15 protein-coding genes and 4 pseudogenes are annotated in these 18,483 nt (G+C 61.9%); 8 read left to right on the top strand and 11 right to left on the bottom strand.

The genetic code is table 11. From position 1 onward, the window contains the following. Positions 1-140: 140 nt before the first annotated feature. Positions 141-1,145, top strand: a complete 1,005-nt coding sequence (locus JHW40_RS02745) for a LysR family transcriptional regulator (RefSeq protein WP_244519329.1) — start codon at positions 141-143, stop codon at positions 1,143-1,145. Between the two features lie 337 nt (positions 1,146-1,482). Here JHW40_RS02745 and JHW40_RS02740 read toward each other — a convergent pair whose 3' ends face one another. The 4 genes from JHW40_RS02740 to JHW40_RS02725 form a co-directional block, all read right to left on the bottom strand. After that, positions 1,483-3,231: a recombinase family protein gene (locus JHW40_RS02740; RefSeq protein WP_090616651.1), complete on the bottom strand. Its 1,749-nt coding sequence runs from the start codon at positions 3,229-3,231 to the stop codon at positions 1,483-1,485. A gap of 3 nt (positions 3,232-3,234) precedes the next feature. Then, entirely contained in the window at positions 3,235-3,450 is a 216-nt protein-coding gene (locus JHW40_RS02735) for a hypothetical protein (protein ID WP_085502599.1), read from the bottom strand. Positions 3,451-3,802: 352 nt separating this feature from the next. Then, on the bottom strand, positions 3,803-4,246 hold the full coding sequence (locus tag JHW40_RS02730; RefSeq protein WP_272849036.1) for a hypothetical protein: 444 nt from the start codon (positions 4,244-4,246) through the stop codon (positions 3,803-3,805). A gap of 858 nt (positions 4,247-5,104) precedes the next feature. After that, complete coding sequence (locus JHW40_RS02725) at positions 5,105-6,715, bottom strand: AAA family ATPase (protein WP_244519331.1); 1,611 nt, start codon at positions 6,713-6,715, stop codon at positions 5,105-5,107. A gap of 305 nt (positions 6,716-7,020) precedes the next feature. On the opposite strand from JHW40_RS02725, the pseudogene JHW40_RS24300 reads away from it, so the two are divergent. Beyond that, positions 7,021-7,143, top strand: a pseudogene (locus JHW40_RS24300) (DUF6441 family protein); the annotation flags it as partial. Between the two features lie 19 nt (positions 7,144-7,162). On the opposite strand, the gene JHW40_RS02715 reads toward JHW40_RS24300, so the two are convergent. Next, entirely contained in the window at positions 7,163-8,086 is a 924-nt protein-coding gene (locus JHW40_RS02715; RefSeq protein WP_090616654.1) for a hypothetical protein, read from the bottom strand. A gap of 97 nt (positions 8,087-8,183) precedes the next feature. Between JHW40_RS02715 and JHW40_RS02710 the strand changes: the two genes are divergently transcribed. After that, entirely contained in the window at positions 8,184-8,606 is a 423-nt protein-coding gene (locus tag JHW40_RS02710; RefSeq protein ID WP_090616656.1) for an acyl-CoA transferase, read from the top strand. Between the two features lies 1 nt (position 8,607). On the opposite strand, the gene JHW40_RS02705 is transcribed toward JHW40_RS02710, so the two are convergent. Then, positions 8,608-9,495: a GIY-YIG nuclease family protein gene (locus tag JHW40_RS02705; protein WP_090616658.1), complete on the bottom strand. Its 888-nt coding sequence runs from the start codon at positions 9,493-9,495 to the stop codon at positions 8,608-8,610. 105 nt (positions 9,496-9,600) lie between these two features. Between JHW40_RS02705 and JHW40_RS02700 the strand changes: the two are divergent. Both JHW40_RS02700 and JHW40_RS02690 read left to right on the top strand, forming a co-directional pair. Then, a pseudogene (locus JHW40_RS02700) lies at positions 9,601-10,338 on the top strand (phage tail tube protein); the annotation flags it as partial. Between the two features lie 205 nt (positions 10,339-10,543). After that, a pseudogene (locus tag JHW40_RS02690) lies at positions 10,544-11,359 on the top strand (IS3 family transposase); the annotation flags it as partial. A 35-nt stretch (positions 11,360-11,394) separates the two neighbouring features. On the opposite strand, the pseudogene JHW40_RS02685 reads toward JHW40_RS02690, so the two are convergent. The 3 genes and pseudogenes from JHW40_RS02685 to JHW40_RS02675 form a co-directional block, all read right to left on the bottom strand. Further along, positions 11,395-11,559: pseudogene (locus JHW40_RS02685) on the bottom strand (transposase); the annotation flags it as partial. Positions 11,560-11,942: 383 nt separating this feature from the next. Then, on the bottom strand, positions 11,943-13,166 hold the full coding sequence (locus JHW40_RS02680; RefSeq protein ID WP_244519325.1) for a Fic family protein: 1,224 nt from the start codon (positions 13,164-13,166) through the stop codon (positions 11,943-11,945). Between the two features lie 86 nt (positions 13,167-13,252). After that, positions 13,253-13,636 carry a hypothetical protein gene (locus tag JHW40_RS02675; RefSeq protein WP_090616603.1) on the bottom strand — a complete coding sequence of 128 codons (384 nt, stop codon included), beginning with the start codon at positions 13,634-13,636 and terminating at the stop codon, positions 13,253-13,255. 203 nt (positions 13,637-13,839) lie between these two features. Between JHW40_RS02675 and JHW40_RS02670 the strand changes: the two genes are divergently transcribed. From JHW40_RS02670 to JHW40_RS02660, 3 genes are read left to right on the top strand one after another with little or no spacing between them, the layout of a single operon-like run. Further along, positions 13,840-15,339 (top strand): recombinase family protein, encoded by a 1,500-nt coding sequence (locus JHW40_RS02670; RefSeq protein ID WP_090616613.1) that lies wholly within the window; start codon positions 13,840-13,842, stop codon positions 15,337-15,339. Between the two features lie 53 nt (positions 15,340-15,392). Further along, positions 15,393-16,226 (top strand): ParB/RepB/Spo0J family partition protein, encoded by an 834-nt coding sequence (locus JHW40_RS02665; RefSeq protein ID WP_211657401.1) that lies wholly within the window; start codon positions 15,393-15,395, stop codon positions 16,224-16,226. After that, the gene (locus tag JHW40_RS02660; RefSeq protein ID WP_090616599.1) at positions 16,223-17,158 is read left to right on the top strand and encodes a plasmid partitioning protein RepB C-terminal domain-containing protein; all 936 of its coding nucleotides are present in this window, start codon (positions 16,223-16,225) and stop codon (positions 17,156-17,158) included. Before JHW40_RS02665 ends, JHW40_RS02660 begins: the two co-directional genes overlap by 4 nt. Before the next feature lie 409 nt (positions 17,159-17,567). Here the strand turns inward: JHW40_RS02660 and JHW40_RS02655 are convergent, their stop codons facing one another. Both JHW40_RS02655 and JHW40_RS02650 read right to left on the bottom strand, forming a co-directional pair. Next, the gene (locus JHW40_RS02655) at positions 17,568-17,807 is read right to left on the bottom strand and encodes a hypothetical protein (protein WP_090616597.1); all 240 of its coding nucleotides are present in this window, start codon (positions 17,805-17,807) and stop codon (positions 17,568-17,570) included. Beyond that, complete coding sequence (locus tag JHW40_RS02650) at positions 17,804-18,472, bottom strand: YcbK family protein (RefSeq protein WP_244519324.1); 669 nt, start codon at positions 18,470-18,472, stop codon at positions 17,804-17,806. The genes JHW40_RS02655 and JHW40_RS02650 overlap by 4 nt, the downstream gene beginning before the upstream one ends. Positions 18,473-18,483: the final 11 nt, after the last annotated feature.

Below are 18,483 nucleotides of genomic sequence, written 5' to 3'. Positions count from 1 at the left end.
CACTCCCTGAAGCTGTTGAACTGATTTCCCACAGGTTCTGTCGCCTGCGATACTTGGATGATCCATCGCTGAGCGCTCGTTGTAAAATATCGAATTTAGCCTTATTGATAACCACGGGGAAATAATGCAGATTGCCCGACATGAGCCTTGATCTTCGACATCTGCGGGCCTTCGCCACACTTGGACGGGAACTGCATTTTCGCCGCGCATCAGAGAGCCTGCGGGTGGCGCAACCGGCGCTGACCAAGACGATCCAGCAGTTGGAAGAATATCTGGGCACGCCGCTTCTGGTGCGCTCGACGCGCCGGGTTGAACTGACCGAGGCGGGGCGGGTCTTTCTGGCCGAGATAGCCGCTGTGACGGCGCAAATCGACCGGGCGGTCGAACGCGCCCGCAAGGCTGCGCGCGGTGTCCGGGGCGAATTGCGCATCGCTTATACCGATTTTGCGATCAACGGAGCCCTGCCGCATTTCCTGCGCAGTTTCAACGAGGCACATCCCGATATCTATCTGGACCTGATCTTCATGCCGACGATCCATCAGCATGAAGCGATCCTGCGTCATCGCATAGACATTGGCTTTCTTTACGGGGTCTCGAATCAACAGCCGATCAGCAGCCTGCCCTTTGACGAGAACGATTACGTTGCGATTCTGCCGGTAAACCATCATCTGGCGCAGCGCGACCAACTGGCGCTGAGCGACCTGAGGGCCGAGAAATTCGTGTTCGGTACCGGAGACAGCTGGATGATCTTCCGCAACCAGGTGTTCGCGGAATGCCGACAACGCGGGTTTCTGCCCGAGATATCGCTGGAAGCAACCAATAGCGATGGCATCTTCGGACTGGTCATCGCAGGGGCCGGTGTGGCGATTTACTCCAGCGCGATCGGCAATATGCCACGGCAAGGCATCGCGATCCGCCAACTGGTCGACATGCCTGCTAAACTGCCGATCACCGCAGTTTGGGAGCGTGGCAACAGTTCGGAAGAACTGACTATTTTTTTAAGGTTTCTGCGCCGCTTTCGAACGCTGGCCGCAAAGCCGCACGGCAAGGCGAAGGGCAAACCCGGCCTCGACACACTGGACAGTACCGTCGCCACCGATGTGTCGCGTGGGAAGACCTCTGGCTCTTCGAATGTTGGTGGGTAGTATCAGCCGCGGGCCAGATGTCACGGGGTGACCTGAGTCCATAAGCCTTAGCTGCCGAAGCCCTCGATCTGGGCAAAGCAACTTGCGGCGAAGTCGGCATCATGCACCGCGCCAGCATGTTCCCGATGAAGCGTTTGCGAAAGACCCCAATTGTCAGCCCGGAACGGCTTCACATATACAATAACCGTAGAATGAGAACAGATCGCCAGCCACAGGCACCAATGCCGCGTGAGCGGCTTAGTCCTTCCGCCCTTCGCGTCGTATGGGGGCCGGGCAGGAGAAGCGGACAAGCACCAGTGGCCTGGTAGGGAGGGTCGGGGCTGCGACATGGGCTGGTCTAGGCGGCAAGCATTGAAGGGCCGGGCGAGACTCCTGCATACAAAGACGAGTATTTCTGGAATCGTGCCCCCGCAACCATCGTTTCCGACTCGACTGATTTACCAGCCCTCGCCAAGCGCGGGGGCTTTGTCGTATCCGCCTCCGAAAGCGCCAGAATCCCGGCCAGTTCGCCCAGCAGTTCGATCTCGTGTCCGCCGGGCGCATCGGGTTCGGGCACCATCCGGATCTCGGTGATCAGGCTCCGAAGGATCTGCGTTGCTTCCAGCTTCATCCCCGGTTCCTGAAGCGCTGCTGAAAGGTTTGCGATCTTCTCGCGGTAGAGATCCGACAGGCGCGGATGCAGCCGCAGGGCCGGAGGCTCCGGGGTATCTTCGAGGAAGGCCGTGAGCTGCGCTTTCCGGGCTTCAAGATCCGCCATCTTCGTCTTCATCGACGGGTGATACATGCCGTCCTCGATGGCGGCGAGGATGCCGGCGATCTTCTTCTCGATCTGCTTCAGGTCGCGCCTGGCATTATCCCGGTCGCTGCTGCGGTCGCCCGCTGCGGCATTGAACGCCTTGCGGTATTCCTCGACGAAGGCGGCGATCAGATCGGGGTGCAGGAGCTTCTCGCGCAACCCGTCGAGCACCCGGGCCTCGACCTCTTCGCGCAGGATTGTCGCACGGTTGCTGCAGATGCTGTGGCCCTTGTTGCGCGCCGCCGCGCAGCCGTAACGGGTCTTGTTGATCAGCGTATAGCTCGCCCCGCAGCAGCCGCATTTGACGAGGCCAGAGAACAGGTAGTCCGGGCGGCGGGCGCGTTCGGGCCGGGGCCGGGCAGACTGGACGCCCGCCGGGTTCATATCGGCGCGGATCGCGCCTTGCCGTTCCTTGGTCGCATGCCAGAGGTCATCGGGGATGATCCGCAGGTCCGGCACCTCTTCGATAATCCAGTCCTCGGGTGGGTTCGGCCGGGCCTGACGCTTCTGCGTCGCCGGGTCCTTCACGAAACGCTGTCGGTTCCAGACGAGGCGGCCGATATAAAGCTCATTGTTCAGGATCCCCGTGCCGCGCTTCCAGTTGCCGGAAATCGTGGATGGTCCCCAGGTGCCCGCGCCCTTGCCGCTGTCGGGCGACGCGATGCCTTCGTCGTTCAGCGCCGCCGCGATGGCGCGGGCGGAACGTCCCGAGGCATATTCGGTGAAGATGCGGGTGACGATCGCAGCCTGATCGGGGTCGATCATCCGTTCGCCGGTGGTGAGCGTTCCATCGGCACACAACTCGCGCCGGGCGCGATAGCCATAGCTGATGCCGCCGGCACTCTTGCCGTCGCGCACCCGGCCCTCCAAGCCACGATGGGTCTTCTGGGCCAGGTCCTTGAGGTAGAGCGCCGACATCGTGCCCTTCAGCCCGATATGCAGTTCGGAAATCTCGCCCTCGGCCACGGTGATCAGGGGGATGCCGAGAAAACTGACCTGTTTGTAGAAGGCGGCGATATGTTCCTGATCGCGGCTGATCCGGTCGATGCTTTCGGCGACGATGACGTCGATCCGGCGGCGCCGGGCGTCGTCCTGCAACTTCTGGTAACCAGGGCGCAGAGCCGATGCGCCGGAGATGGCGGCATCGGTATAGACTTCGGCAATGGTCCAGTCCTTCTGCGCGATCAGGCGTCGGCAGATGCGGATCTGGTCTTCAAGTGAGGCCTCGCGCTGATTGTCCGAAGAATAGCGTGCATAGATCGCGGCGCGCAGTGCGGGGGATTGGATCATGCGTTACTCCTTCGGGCGATGCGCTGCCTTCTGCGCGGCAATGTCGGCCAGGGCGACGTGGCGCGCCAGCAGCTGGACGAGGCGAACAAGGTCAGGGTGCGGCGGTTCGTGATTCTGGGCAAGGGCTTTGTCGGTGCTATCGGCCGAAGGGGCCGAAGCGGCGGCCGCCGTCTGTGCGGCGCCGTCCTTCCTGGCAATATCTCTCCGGTCTCGCGCCATGGGCCGAGCTGCTCCCTGCGCCGTGGGACATGGCCCATCGGCGTTCGCTGATGATGATCCTGTGTGCGGGTGGTCCCGCTGCTGTTGGAATGATCATAGGGCATGGGAACGGCTCTCTAAGCTGAAAACTGGGTTCTCGTGTCTCGTGAATGTGGATAACCACCTGAAAATACGCAAATCTCACCCTCAAGAGGGGTGACGAGGGACGACTGCGGCTCATTGGGAGCGCGCGACGACCGCCTCCTGATCGCCGGGCGGGGCGAGAGCTGGGGCGAAGCGGAACATCGGGCGCGAATTATCCGGATTTTACGGGGCAGGGCGTATGATCCAGCTTCCAGATCGCCCCGATGCTTCATCCGGAAAACTCCGGCCGGTCCGGGTATAGCCGCCTGACGACTGCCCTGCGCATGCGGATGGCGAGGCTGTCGTGGAAGATCTCCATCGTCCGTTTCCGTTCTGACGGGGGGAGCCAGCCGTCCGGCCACCGCCAGTTCGAAAAGAATAGCCAATCCAGATCATGGATCCTGATGAAGATCAGGCCCTGTTTTACCGATTCCCGGGTGAGCGGCAGGCCGATCACCCGGCTGGCGCCGTATTCCGCGCTCAGCCCCTCCTGATGGGCCTCGCGCCGGATCAGTCCCTCGGTCACGTCCGCCTCGGTGATCGTGACCAGCCGGTCCAGTTCGTGGCGGATGTCTGCGGGCATCTCGATGATGGCCCGGTCCAGCGCCTGCCGGAAGCGCGGATCGGCGGCGATGTCGAGACCCCATTCCGGCGGCTCCTCGCGCCAGAGCACCGGTTCCGCGGCTGCGGCCCATTGACCGGATCCGACCAGACCAAGCGCGCAGAGGACCGAAAGCACCTGCGTGGTGGCCCAGGCCGGGCCAAGCCCATGCGCGGCCGTGATGTTCGGCTGCGGCAGGACCTCGCCCGCGCGCCGGCCCCACCACGCGGCAGCCTCGGGGGATTCGCACCCGTCCGGCAGCCGGTATGATAATTGCCCGCGTTGATGGGCGAGGCTGAGAACGGTGACGCAGATATCGTCCCATCTGGGGAGAATATCCGGCAGGCGAGGGTGGGCCGACGGCCGGGCCCCGCGCCCAGTCTCCTCCGCCTGTCGAGGGCGAATAGTGTCTCGCAGCCGAACTGAAAGGCGGTGGTGAACATATGGTCCATTCCTCGCCCTTGCGATCAAGGACAGGCAGGTTGGCTTCGATGAAGCGGATCACCGGAGGGATCCATGCCGCGGGGGCGGGGTGGTGGTGCATGGCTGGTTTCCTCATCTGGGAGAATATCCGGGGGGAGAGGGGTCAGGACATCACGGGCGGAGGATTTGATTGTGCCGCGCCATATCACGTTGTTCTTTTGCGCCTGATCTTTCTCTTCTTTGAATTGGACGCACTGCGGCGCCGAAATGCCCGAAGCGTTTTTTTGATCTTTTGTTTTTTGTTCTCGGTCTTTTGCTCTCTCCTTATTATTCCGCTGGGGAATGGAGGGGGCGGCGGGCAGGGCCCGCCGCAGGGAGCACGGTTTTTGGTTTTGAGGGCTTGTTTGGCGGCGTTGCCGCTCTTTTGTTTTTTGTCTCTATTATTTGTGCGGGCGTGGTGTGACAGGGTGACGCGTGATCGCCGGTTGGGCGTCACCCCTTCAGTCTCTACTCCGGTTGCGGCGCGGGGCGCGCGTTATGATCGTCGTCCGGCGCGGTATGGCGCACCCGCGCGAGCCGATCCTGGGCCTCGGTGCGGTCCATGTCGCGCGATGCCATCAGCGCCTCGGCCATCTCTTCGAGCAGGTTGCGGTGGACGCTGAGAATCTGGACAGCGCGCTTCTCGGCAGCCTCAAGCTCGCGGCGGACACGAAACAGCACGTCGGGGTCCAGCGCGATCAAGGTCTCGGGATCTGCGGTCCAGACCGGGCCCTGGGCACCGAGTCCATATCGTGTCTGGATCGATGTGGCGATCATCGTCGCCTGGGCCAGGTCTGAGTCCGCACTGCCGCCTGCGCCAGCCGAAATATCCCCGATAACGAGGCGTTCTGCGGCACGACCGGCGAGGATCTGGGTCAGCCGGTCTTGCAGGTCGCTGAGCAGTCCGGGCTTCTCTCTGGCGGTGAACACCGTGCCGCCGCCGCCGTCGCGGTTCAGGAAAATGCGGCGGACCGGGCCGAGGTTCAGGGCGGCGCAGATAATGGCGTGGCCACATTCATGGAGGGCGACGCGGCGGTCGATGGCCGGGTCGTGGTCGAGGATGAAGACTTGGCGCAGATCGTCCAGCGTCATGTCACGCTTTTGTCCCCGTGCGATTGCCCGCGTTTGCCGGATCGCGGCATCGATATCGACGGCAGAACAGCCGACAGCCCGCGCGGCAAGATCGCGCAGATCGACCTCGCGCAAATCGGGCAGGCAGTGCCGGAATACGCTGAACAAACCATCGGCATCGGGCAAAGGCAACGCGACCTTCATGTCGAACCGTCCTGCGCGCAACACAGCGGGGTCGATCAGGTCCGGATGATTGCAGGTGCCGATGACGATCACGCCCTCCTCCCGCGCGACGGCGTCCATCTCGGCCAAAAACGCGTTGATCACCTGGACCCTGTAGCTGTGATTGTGGCGATCCCGATCGCGATCTTCACGCGAGCCGACGGCGTCGATCTCGTCGATGATCAGCACGGTCGGTGCCTGCGCGCGTGCCTGGCTGAACGTCCTGCGCATCTCACGCAGCATGTCGCCGAGATGTCCCGCTGCCTGCCACTGCCCGAAGGTGCCGGTCACCACGCTGAACCCCGCGCTGTTGCCCATCGCGCGGGCGATCCACGATTTGCCGGTGCCGGGCGGGCCGTAGAGCAGCAGGGTGCGGGTCAGGTCCTGCCAGCCGACCTCGCCTTTCCTCCAGCAGCGCAGATCGCGCACGATCTGGCGCGCCGCGCGCAGTGCCGGACTGTCGCCGTGGATATCTTCGAGCCAGGGGCCGTCGGCCGCAGATCGTTGCGGGCCAGCGGTCATGGTCGTGATCTGTTCGGCCACCGTCTTCGCCACCGGTGCCCGCATCGCCATCGTCAGCGCGAGCGCGTCGAGTTCGGCAAGCGTTGCGTCATTGGGCAGCGCAGCGCGAACCGCCACCTCGTCGATGCGGCCCGTGGCGCTGTGTGTCGCACGAAGCGCCATGATCAGGATCTCGGTATCAAGGGGCGCGAACTTCAAGCGGCAGATAAGCGGATTGGCAAGGACTGCGGGTGCGGCGGCCGCAGCCGCGACCGGCAGCAGCACCAGAAGCGGTGCCTGGCGGTCGATCGCTGCGACAGGCGATCAACCCCGCGCTGAAGGTGATCGGGCTGACGGCGACGCCCTTCCGGCTCGACAGCGGCATGCTGCACGAGGGCGAGAACGCGCTCTTCACCGACATCGCCTATCCCCGCACCTTCATGCTGTTCTGCCGCCAGGTGCTGGCGACCGACTTCAAGGCGATGCACCGGGTCCAGCTCGGCGAAGCGCCGCAACTGCTTGAGGTCGGCGAGAGCGGCGAGTTCAAGCGCGGCACGCTCGGCGAGAGCAAGGAGAGCTACAAGGTCAAGATCTTCCTGCTGGTGCCGCAGGTCAAGCTGCCGAAGCGGCTGGACCTCGCGCGGGACGCGGATCGTGTGTTGGACGATGTGCCGGGGCTGATCGTGGCGAACTGGGTGGAGGCACGAGCATGAGCGGCCAGAAGGGGCGGGCCTAAGATTCTCCTCGTACAATAGCCAGCAGTCGACGGAACTCGAAATCCTCGGTATCACGCTTCCAGAAGTTGATGAAACGAGCCACAACTTGGAGGTTTCCGAGTTCGTAGTGGCCGGAGCTGTCAATGCGATCCAAAGACGGTCGCAATTGCAAGTCTGGACCGTCAAACTGCAAGACAACTCCTGAAATGGCGCACCTATCACCTGTTTCCTCCAGCAGCTCTTTAAGATGCGCGATGAGAGCTTCTTTCGAGAGCCGGAGGTCCTTGTTCTTGATGGTTCGTTCCACTGTCTGCCCGTAGGACTGCTTCGCCGTTTGGTTGGCCTGCTCAGCCATGTTCCAGATCGCGATGTCCTTGGAGCCAAGGTAGTGGCCAGTGTTTTGACGTTCCAGCTTGCTCAGCCACCATAGGGCGTCGAGTGTCCACAGGTCCACTTTCAAGTCTTTTGCCAGCTGAAGGAGCACGGAATTGATTATTTCATACCTTTCCCCCTCGGAAGTACCTTGGGGGAAAGCTGGCCATACACCTTGTTCCCGCATTTCGGGTTCGCTGGTGCCGTTCCAAACCCCGTAGCGATCAGGATATGTCAAGAGTAATATGGGTGTGAGAGTGGCCGGACCGGCTCCATTCACCATGGAAAGGGCGGAAACAAATCTGTCCGCGATCGGTTTGGTTTCGTCTACTAGGACGGTTATAGCTTCTCGTAGACTTTCCATATCATCTGTCGCTCGGCGCCCCAGGCGTTCTAAACCTGTCCAGTGGTGATTGTGCTTGAAACTGAGGAAATCCAGATAGTCCTGCTTGGTCAGACTTTGCGGATCTCGGAATATCGGCCCGAAACGATCGAGTACTTCATCACGCTTTGCGACAATGTGACGAATATCCGGGAGACTGAGAGCCTTGTCGACGTTGAACAGCATTATCGAACCTCTCAAAAGTGCGCCTGAACTTAACCGTGTCGAAGTCAGTGCAAACGCACAAGACGACATTTCTTGATGTGATGATCGGCAGAGAACCGTGCCCAGCCCTCGCGAAACCATCCTCGCCGCGCTGCACGCGCGGCTCTCGGCACTGCCCGCCACCGCCCTGCGCGGTGAGGTTCTGCCCGAGCGTGTCCCGACCGAGGGGCTGCTGATCCTCCGAGACGGTGAGCCCGGTGAACCCGAGGTGACGCTGTCGCCACTGCGCTACCACTACCAGCACCGCGCCGAGATAGAGGCGGTGGTCCAAGGCGCCGACCGTGACACCGCTTTCGACACGCTGACCGCCAGCATCGGCGCAGCGCTCACCGCCGACCGCGCGCTGGGCGGCCTCTGCGACTGGGTCGAGGCGGAAGCGCCGCGCCCCGTGGACCTGCCGATCGAGGGCGCGGCCAGCTTAAAGGCCGCCGTGATCCAAGTCGTCTTGCACTATTCGACGGACGATCCTCTTGGTGGGTGACTCAGTTGGCGTTGAGACCTAACGGTTGCCGCGAATGGAGCCGCAGCTTCCAGCTGTTCTCGCGAGCGATGACATCTTCAGCTGGCAGGTCTGGCGCAAGGCGTTCGAGTATGCTGAACCGATAATTGTGAGGGTCGCGGCCGCGCAGTTCGCGGTTTCCACCGTGACCATCGCGGGCGTAGACCTGCCACCGACCGTAAATGTTTTCGCGACCGCAGGCGGAGCCGACATAGCCCCGACGATCGCTTTCATCGAAAATGAGGTAGATCCCGCGCCATTCAGCGAGCCGCGCCCGCCAAGACGCCGGTAGCGCCAAGAGTTCCGCGAAGGTGAGATCGATCTCGCGCCAGTCAGGCGGCGGGGCTGCGAAAGCGCTTTCCTCGAGGATCGTGCTGACAGGAAAGATCCCGCGGTCCACCCACCGGAACCATGAGCGCTCCGGCGGCGGAAAATCGATGACCAGCCGACCGCGCCAGTTGCTGTAGAAAGGAAGGCGCTCCAAGTCGAACTGAAGCTCGGCTCCCACCCGGTCTGCGTGATCGGCTGTGAAACCCTCGTATCCCATTTCCCTGAGGGTAAGGTTCTCCGGTATGCGCCAGAAGGCATCATGGTCGAGCGAGCGCGCCTCGCCGATGCGATAAAGCCCGACGAAGTGCGCTTTGCCGGGCGAGAGTCCCAGGAAGCTCGCCACGAAGTCGGCCCGACGCAAGGCGGCTTTTGGTCGGCCGGGGACGGACTGGTAGACTTCGAAAAGGTCCGGGCGTTCTTCGATAATCCACGGCATCGCGCGGGCAAGTCGGGTCTCGAAGGGGCGGTGGCGCAGCAGGACAATGCGCTCTCTGAGGTCTGGGTCGTATCCTTGAAGGCGCAATAGGTCCTTGAAATCCATAGCAGCTCTGCTCTCAGCCCGTTGGGTGCAGCCTAAGCCCAGCGTAACTCGGCAGCAACGCCGCTTTTTGTGATCCGCCCAGCGAGGCAGAGAAAGGAGAACACCATGGCACGAGCCCAAGGGGCGCGGGCGCTGATGGCGCTTGCGTTCGAGACGACCTATGGAACGCCGCCCGCGAGCGGCTTCACCCGCATGCCCTTCGCCAGCACCTCGCTCGGCGCGGAGCAGCCGCTGCTGAACTCGGAGCTTCTCGGCTACGGCCGCGATCCACTGGCGCCGATCAAGGACGCGGTGACGGCCGATGGCGATGTCGTGGTGCCGCTCGACGCCGAGGCCTTCGGCTTCTGGCTGAAGGCGGCCTTCGGAACACCGACGACCACCGGTGTGGAGGCCCCGTACAGCCACGAGTTCCAGTCGGGCTCCTGGACGCTGCCCAGCATGTCGATCGAGACCGGCATGCCCGAGGTGCCGCGCTATGCGATGTATTCCGGCTGCGTGCTCGACCAGGTCACCTGGCAGATGCAGAGATCTGGCCTGCTCACCGCCACGGCGCGGCTGGTGGCGCAGGGCGAGACGGTCGGCACAACCACCAGCGCCGGAACGCCGGCCGCGCTGGAGCTGAAGCGTTTCGGCCATTTCAACGGTGCGATCAGCCGAAATGGCACGGCACTCGGCAACGTGGTCTCGGCCGAGATCACCTATGCCAACAACCTCGACCGGATCGAGACGATCCGCAGCGACGGCCGCATCGACGGGGCGGATCCGTCCATCGCCGCGCTCACCGGCCGGATCGAGGTGCGCTTCGCCGACCAGACGCTGGTGACGCAGGCGATCAACGGCGAGGCCTGGATCGCCATCTGGCCGACCTGCGGACAAACCTGCTGAAAGGCACCTATCGCCCGAAGCCGGTCAAGCGAATCTATATCCCGAAAGCCAATGGCAAGCTACGACCACTGGGTATACCGACCCTGACAGACCGCATTGTCCAGCGCGCCATGCTGATGGCCATGGAGCCGATTTGGGAAAGCGACTTCCATCGCCTGTCCATGTCCGGGGTGAGTTGGGCGTTTCCGAGCGTCGGGCCTGCCAGGTGCTGCGCCAGCATCGCTCCACGCAGCGCAAGTTGCCGCAAGGGCGAGCGGATGAAGATCGCCTGGTCGCCGACATGATCGAACTGGCCCGACAATATGGCCGCTATGGCTATCGTCGGATTGCGGCTCTGTTGCGGGATGCCGGATGGCAGGTGAACGACAAGCGGGTCGAGCGCTTGTGGCGGCGGGAGGGGCTGAAAGTGCCATCGAGGCAACCAAAGAAGGGCCGGTTGTGGCTGAATGACGGATCCTGTATCCGGTTGCGGCCGGAATACCGGGATCATGTCTGGTCGTATGATTTTGTTCATTGCCGCACCGATGACGGCAAGGTGTTTCGAACGCTGAACATCCTTGATGAATTCAGCCGCGAATGCCTGACGATCAGGGTGCGGCGCAAGTTGAACTCAACAGATGTGATCGATGCACTGACCGACCTGTTCATCTTGCGCGGCGTTCCCGCCTTCATCCGCTCCGACAATGGCCCGGAGTTCATCGCCCAAGCCGTTCGGGACTGGATCAGCGCCGTCGGTGCAAAAACGGCTTACATCGAGCCCGGATCGCCCTGGGAGAATGGTTATTGCGAGAGCTTTAACGCCCGCTTCCGCGATGAAATGCTGAATGGAGAAGTCTTCTACAGCCTCCGCGAGGCACAAATACTGATCGAGCAATGGAGGAAGCACTACAACACGAAACGACCACACAGCGCATTGGGCTATCGCCCGCCAGCCCCGGAAACCATCCTTCCGATGGACCAAAGACCGGCGATGCACTAACTTTTAAAATGGACCACTCAAGTGGGGCTGATCACGGGCAAGTCCCGCCACGGCGCGCCAGTCCTTGCAATCCAGAAAATACCATCCAGAACAAGCCGATGGTTGGAGGCCTTGCGCCCATTCGGGTGCCTGACGGCACGAATGAAACCCGCGAAAAAGGCCCACTCATCGTCGGATATCAGGTTGCGTGCCAAGATCATCTCCAAAGCAGAGATGAGCTTGAATCACAGGATGCCGACCGCTGGAACCCCTTTTGTCAACACGTCCTAGCACACTGGATTCGCAAGATGAATCCCGTCAGCCATTTGCGCAACAAAGCCGGGATAGCCTATACTGCGCCCCGGATGCTGATGTTATGGTGAGGGGAAAATTAAACGGCGCATCTGAGCTCAGGTAGGTTACGGTGGTTGTGCGCCCCCGCAACCAAAAACATCAAAGAATACAACGCCTTACGCCCCGCACCCAAGCGGGGCTTTCTGCGTTCGCAGGTTACATCAACGCCACATCAACACCGAGACAGAAAAACGGTATCCAGCCGCAGCCGCCGATATTCAACGGCAGCGGGCGGCGCAGAATGGCTCCGTCAGACCTTCAGCAGGTCGAGGAGGGGATCGAATGCGTAAAGCGCGGCTCGACGACCTGCTGCCGGCTCCATGGTGCGCAGTAGGCCTGCTTCGACAAGCCGCCTCGACAGGGCACGTGCCGAAGATGCCGGGATCCCCGATCGATCCACGAAACGGTCGTTGCGGAACACCGGGCTCGCGAACACGAAATCCAGCGCCTGGTCATGGAACTGCGAATTCAGCACCTCGCGGAACCGCTCCCGCATCTCGGTGTGGAGATGGAAAATCGCATCGGCGGTCTGGATGTTGACCGTGGCCTGCTCGTGCATCGCCTGGAGGAAGAAGACCACCCAGCCGGTCCAGTCGCCTGTCGTCGAGACGGCGCGCATCCGTTCGATATACTCGTCCTTGTTGGCTTCGAAGTAACCTGACACGAAGAAGTTTGGCTGGCTCAGGATCCCGAGCTTCCACAGCATCAGCGTGATCAGCATCCGGCCGATCCGGCCATTACCGTCCTCGAAAGGGTGCAAGGCTTCGAACTCTACATGCGCGATGGCCGTGCGGATCAGAGGTCGCATCGCGCTTTCGTTCATGAACCGGACCAGATCGGTCATGGCGGGCGCCAAGTGCTCTGGAGCGATCGGCACATAATGAATTTTTCCGCGCTTCTCATCCCCGATGTAGTTCTGCTCGACCTTGTAGCTGCCGGGCCTTTTCCGGGCTCCACGACCAAAGGAGAGAAGCTGCTGATGTGCGGTTCTGATCAGGTGTTCACCAAGCGGCGCGCCCTCGGCGAGCGCTTGCTGGGCATTCCGGAGGGCGCGGGAATAGAGGTAGGTCTCGATATCGTCGTTGCGCGCTTCCCGATAGGGATCGACGCTACCCGCGTCCTCTTCTGCCTCCAGGCGATAGAGTTCCTCGATGGTCGAAATCGTTCCCTCCATTCGGGACGAGGTGACGGCATCCTGACGCCGAAGGGGTGTGAGGAACAACTCGCCGTTAACCATCCCCGACATCTTGGTATCGTATCGTGCAAGCGAGGCCGCAGCCTCTTCCAACGGCCCAAGAACAGCCTCGTAATCAAGTGTGGCGGGGGGAAAGGCGCCGGCATGATAGGTCGCTGCGTCTGTCAGATCATAGGGTTTGGTGGCCATATTCGCGCCGATTCTGTCGTCAAGAGGGGTTGATGTCAAGCTAGTCACCCCTAACTGCGTTGGCAACAGAATAAGTGAGAATTTCGTCATCAAGAAGGCTTGCCGTCAGTGGTCTGCTATCAAGGAAGTTTGACGACGAAGTGGGAGGGCAGACTGGTGACAAAGAGGATCCGTCATCATCGGCATTGCAGATCCTCTGACGATTTCTGTTTCTGTCCGGGGATTTGCAACACGAGAAGCCGATCGGGGCAACTTGCACATCTATGCTGGCCATCCGTCAGCCGATTGGCCATGGCCAGAATGGTCACCAGCACCATGTCGGAGTGTTGGGCCAGCGCGATCAGATGCTCGCCGCTCGGTCCCCGCTCTCCGGAAAGCCAGTATTTTACGGCGCGTTCACTTGCGCCTGTCCAGCGCATCGCCGTCTTGATGGCCTGATGGGTCTGGCCCAGTTCTGTGCGGAGGGCGGCAGCGACAGCCTCGCGATACCGGGCTCGATCCGCTTGGATCTGCACAGTTGTGCCCTTTTTCGGCACAATTGTGCCCATCTTCGCCCGCATTGCCACGGTCCTTTCCGATAATCAGGTGGAAAGGACATCAAAGCGGCAGTTCGTATCAGCGCCCACACGGACGATGTGGGGCCATTCGGTCATCGCTGCCTGCGTGATTTGATCGGGAGGCGGGCGTGGCTCGGGCAAGGACACCTTCATCTGGAGAATTGGCGGACGCGCCCGAGCAACTGTTTGCTGCGGAATATGTCCGGATGTCGACCGAGCATCAGCAATATTCAACCCAGAACCAGGCACAGACCATTCGCGAATACGCCGAGCGGCGCGGGATCAGAATTGTCAAAACCTATTCGGATGATGCGAAAAGCGGACTGATCATCGGCGGCAGGATGGCCTTGCAACAGATGATTTCCGACGTTGAATCCGGCGTAGCCGAATTCAGCGTGATCCTCGTCTATGACGTCACACGCTGGGGGCGATTTCAGGACACGGACGAGTCGGCCTATTATGAATACCGCTGCCGCAAGGCGGGGATGCAGGTCGCATATTGCGCGGAACAATTCGAAAACGACGGATCACCAAATTCGACCATCATCAAGAGCGTCAAGCGCGCCATGGCTGGAGAATACAGCCGCGAGTTGTCGGTCAAGGTCTTTGCAGGTCAATGCCGCCTGATTGAACTCGGTTATCGTCAGGGAGGACCGGCCGGTTTCGGGTTGCGCCGCGCCCTGCTCAATGAACGTGGCGAGGTGAAGGCCGAGCTGAAGCGCGGTGAGCACAAGAGCCTTCAGACAGATCGCGTCGTCCTTGTTCCCGGACCAGACGAGGAGGTTCAGACTGTGCGCTGGATCTACCGCCGGTTCCTGAAGCAGGGCCGGACGGAAAGCGAAATCGCGACCGATCTGAACGAACGTGGCATCCTCACCGATCTCGGGCGGGCCTGGACACGTGCGACCGTCCGCCAGATCCTGACCAATGAGAAATACATCGGCAACAACGTCTACAACCGACGCTCGTTCAAATTGAAACGCAAGCGGGTCGCCAACGGTCCGGAGATGTGGATCCGTTCGAATGGCGCCTTCGAGGCCATCGTCGAGCCGAAGCAGTTCCAGAAGGTGCAGGCGATCATCGCGGCGCGCAACCGTCGCTTTTCCGACGACGAGATGCTGGATCGGCTCACCCGGCTCTTCCAGCGCCATGGCTACATCTCGGGGCTGGTGATCGACGAGGCGAACGGCATGCCCTCCAGCGGCGCCTATGCCCATCGCTTCGGCAGCCTGCTCCGGGCCTATTCCCTTGTCGGGTTCACCCCGGATCGCGACTATCGCTACATCGAAGCCAACCGCCTGTTGCGGCAATTTCACGGCAACGAGATCGAGCGCGTGATCCACGAAATCACCCGGCTTGGTGGTGCCGTGGACAGAAATCCTGTGACGGACCTGCTGACGATCAACGGCGAATTCACGGCATCCGTTGTCGTCGCCCGCTGTCGGGAAACCTCCTCGGGCAGCTTGCGCTGGAAGATCCGCTTCGACACCGGCCTCGCGCCGGACATCACCATCGCCATCCGGATGGACCGCACAAATACCGACGCGCTCGACTATTACCTGCTGCCCCAATTCGAGATGCGGAGCAAACCTCTGGGGCTTGCAGAGGAGAATGGCCTGATGCTGGACGCATTTCGATTCGAGACGCTGGATTTCTTCTTCGACATGGCCCGCCGCGTGTCCGTTTCCGAGGTGGCGCCATGGTGAGCGAGTGTGAGCCCCGCGGTGAGGTGCGGATCATCCCGATTGCAGCGATTACAGTGGAAAATCCTCGCGAGCGGTCGGAAAAGACCTTTCGTGCGCTGGTGGACAGTATCGGCAAGGTGGGGCTGAAGAAGCCGATCACCGTCGCGCGGGATGACACTGGGTCAGGAGATACCTATAGCCTGGTGTGCGGTCAGGGGCGGATGGAGGCCTATGTTGCCCTCGGCGAAACCCATATCCCGGCCATCGTCGTGGATGCAAACGAGGTCGAACGGCTACTGCGCAGCGTGATCGAGAACATCGCCCGCCGCCAGCAACGACCGCTGGAACTCATGCAGGACATCGTGGTTCTTCGCGACCGGGGATGTTCGGATATCCAGATTGCCGAAAAGACAGGATTGTCACAGTCCTATGTCCACGAAATCGGCGAGTTGATCGCCAACGGCGAGGAGCGATTGCTGATCGCGGTCGAGACCGGCCAGATGCCCCTCAGCGTCGCACTGTATATCACCCGGGCCGAAGAGAAGGATGTGCAGAAGGCGCTGGAGGCAGCTTATGCCTCGGGTGAGTTGCGGGGCAAGAAGCTGCTGGAAGCACGGCGGCTGGTGGAACTGCGCCACCGGCATGGCAGGAAAAAAGGTGCCACGCGCACCAAGCGATCCGGGGTTCGGATGAGCTCGGCGGCGCTGGTCCGCGCCTATCGTATCGAGGCAGAGCGCCAGCAGGACATGATCCGCAGGGCGCAGTCAACGCGCGGCAGCCTGCTGTTTCTTGACGCAGCGTTTCAGTCCCTGCTCAACGATGAGAATTTTCTGACCCTGCTTCGCGCCGAGGGACTCGATTCCCTGCCGCGCATGGTGGTCGAGGGGCTGAAGGAACCACGGACATGACACATATGGGCAAAATGCCCCCGCCCAAGGGGCCGGGATTCGAGCCAGTCCTGCAACAGATTCCGGTTGCTGCCATCCTGCCGGTCAAGCAACTGCCGATTACGGTTCCCAAGAGCCAGAAATATGCGCAGATCGCCGCATCGATCCGCGAGGCCGGCTTGATCGAACCGCTCGTGGTTGCGCGCGCTCCTGGTCAGGATGGCACGTTCATCCTGCTCGACGGCCATGTTCGGCTGCACGTCCTGAAGGAAATGGCCGCGGACGTCGTCACCTGCCTGGTCGCTACCGACGACGAATCCTTTACCTATAACAAGCGCATCAGCCGCCTCGCCACGATCCAGGAACACAAGATGATCCTGCGCGCCATCGAGCGCGGCGTGCCCGAGGCCCGTATCGCTGCTGCTCTGAATGTGGATTTGGCGCTGATCCGGCGAAAGCGGACCCTTCTGAACGGTATTTGCCCCGAGGCGGCGGAACTCCTGAAGGCCAAACACTGCCCGGTCAACAGTTTCCGGTCCCTGCGCAAGATGAAGCCCTTGCGCCAGATTCAGGCGGCCGAACTGATGATCGCCGCGAACAATTACACCGTGGCTTATACCGAAGCCATTCTGGCCGCGACCGATGCCGACGACCTTGTCGATCCGGCCTCGAAGAAAGAGCCTGTCGGCGTGACCCGTGAGCAAGCCGAGCGCATGAAGGCGGAAATGGCCAGCCTGCAAAAGAACATCAAGCTGATCGAGGAGACGCTTGGCCCCGATCACCTGCGTCTTGTCGTGGCAGGTCGCTATGTCGAACGGCTCCTCACGAATGATCGTCTCATCCGCTACCTCGAAAAGAACCACGGCGAAATTCTCGGCGAGCTCAAGCAAATCGTGGCGGGCCTGTCCCGGCCGGGTGCGCCTCCGAAAAACGAGGACAATAGGGAAGAATAGCGGGCGAATTGTTCGCGGATGATGGGGACCCGGACCCGACAAGCGCGGGGACCGCGGGAGACGCCGGACGGTGGGCCGGATCAAGCGCGGCGGTGGGAATGGCGGCGAACCCGTTCGGAGCTCACCATGGTCGGCCCATATATTGCCGACCGCGCAGGTGTGCCGTGAGACTGGACACTTGCGATGTTTGACGGGTGCGCTGCCGCTCGGCTTGGATTTGGGATGCCAGTCGAGGGGGAGCGCGCCCGAAGGCAACCTTCACCTGCAAGCTGCTGCCTGCCGCCGCATGACGTGATAATCGGCCAACATCCCTTCAACCGCCGACCCGGGCGGCAGCGCATGGACCTCGGCCGCCGCGCGCTGCTGGAACTCTGCCGGGTATTCGACCACGGGCGGGCAGGCGGCGTGGTCAGAAGCCGCCCTCGCGCAGCCGCTCAAGAAGATCATCACGATCCCGAGGGCGATCAGCCCCGGCTTCCAGCATCCTTTGACGTGCATGATTGGTCCTTTCGAGGTTTTCCAGCCGCTCGGCCGCGCGCCCGGCCTTCTCGCCGGTTCGCCGCGTACCGAGGATGAACAGGAGGATGGCGGCGGCCAGCGTGAGCCAAGGGAGTGCCCGCCGCCAGAGCGAAGCGAGAACGGCAATCATCGCCGCCCCCGCTTCCAATCGTCCAGCCGCGCATAGATCGTCACCGCGATCCCACCGAGTGCTAGGGCGACGAACACCCAGCGGAGCGTGTCGAGGTGCCCGATCAGCGGTTGCACCGCGCCCTGTGCTTCGGCCAGCGCAGACTGCACCACCTCGACGCCGGCCGCGCCGACAGTACCGATCCCGGCCGCGCCGCCGCCCTTGATCGTGCGGCTGTCGGCCAGGTGCTCGCGGGCAGGGGCCGCATCGGCGGCGAAGCGGCTTGGCCGGGCCGAGAACGGATCGCCCCAGCTCCGGGCGGGGCCGGTGTCGATATGGACGAAGTTGGAGCGGGGATAGGTGCCGATTCCCTTGAATCCGGCCTTGCGCGCGGCGGCGATGTAGGTGACCGGATCGTGATTGGCCATCGATATATCGAAGGCGCATCCATTCAGGTGCTGCGAAGCCTTGGCCCCGCCGACACGCTTGTTGTGCTCCGGGCTGCGATAGGCGGAGTTGACGATCAGCGGCTTGCCCAACATCACGCGCAGCTCCTGCAGCCTGTCCAGCGCATCCTCATTGATCTGGATCTTGCCGGTGCCACGGCAGGCGATTTCGGCCGGTGAGAAGTTCGGCCAGTGCCATTCCTTCGCCGGAACATTCCGCCAGTGCTGATAATACGTCATCGGGATCTCCA

It is taken from the genome of Paracoccus alcaliphilus (genome assembly GCF_028553725.1).
Lineage (GTDB): Bacteria > Pseudomonadota > Alphaproteobacteria > Rhodobacterales > Rhodobacteraceae > Paracoccus > Paracoccus alcaliphilus.
Note: the sequence above shows the minus strand (reverse complement) of the source record. Positions and strands in the feature narration are given on the sequence as shown.

Bases quoted from the DNA above. Each gene is read 5' to 3' on its own strand.
- JHW40_RS02745 (WP_244519329.1), top strand. From the start codon at position 141: ATGAGCCTTGATCTTCGACATCTGCGGGCCTTCGCCACACTTGGACGG.
- JHW40_RS02740 (WP_090616651.1), bottom strand. From the start codon at position 3,231: ATGATCCAATCCCCCGCACTGCGCGCCGCGATCTATGCACGCTATTCT.
- JHW40_RS02735 (WP_085502599.1), bottom strand. From the start codon at position 3,450: ATGGCGCGAGACCGGAGAGATATTGCCAGGAAGGACGGCGCCGCACAG.
- JHW40_RS02715 (WP_090616654.1), bottom strand. From the start codon at position 8,086: ATGCTGTTCAACGTCGACAAGGCTCTCAGTCTCCCGGATATTCGTCAC.
- JHW40_RS02705 (WP_090616658.1), bottom strand. From the start codon at position 9,495: ATGGATTTCAAGGACCTATTGCGCCTTCAAGGATACGACCCAGACCTC.
- JHW40_RS02680 (WP_244519325.1), bottom strand. From the start codon at position 13,166: ATGACGAAATTCTCACTTATTCTGTTGCCAACGCAGTTAGGGGTGACT.
- JHW40_RS02675 (WP_090616603.1), bottom strand. From the start codon at position 13,636: ATGCGGGCGAAGATGGGCACAATTGTGCCGAAAAAGGGCACAACTGTG.
- JHW40_RS02670 (WP_090616613.1), top strand. From the start codon at position 13,840: ATGTCGACCGAGCATCAGCAATATTCAACCCAGAACCAGGCACAGACC.
- JHW40_RS02660 (WP_090616599.1), top strand. From the start codon at position 16,223: ATGACACATATGGGCAAAATGCCCCCGCCCAAGGGGCCGGGATTCGAG.
- JHW40_RS02655 (WP_090616597.1), bottom strand. From the start codon at position 17,807: ATGATTGCCGTTCTCGCTTCGCTCTGGCGGCGGGCACTCCCTTGGCTC.
- JHW40_RS02650 (WP_244519324.1), bottom strand. From the start codon at position 18,472: ATGACGTATTATCAGCACTGGCGGAATGTTCCGGCGAAGGAATGGCAC.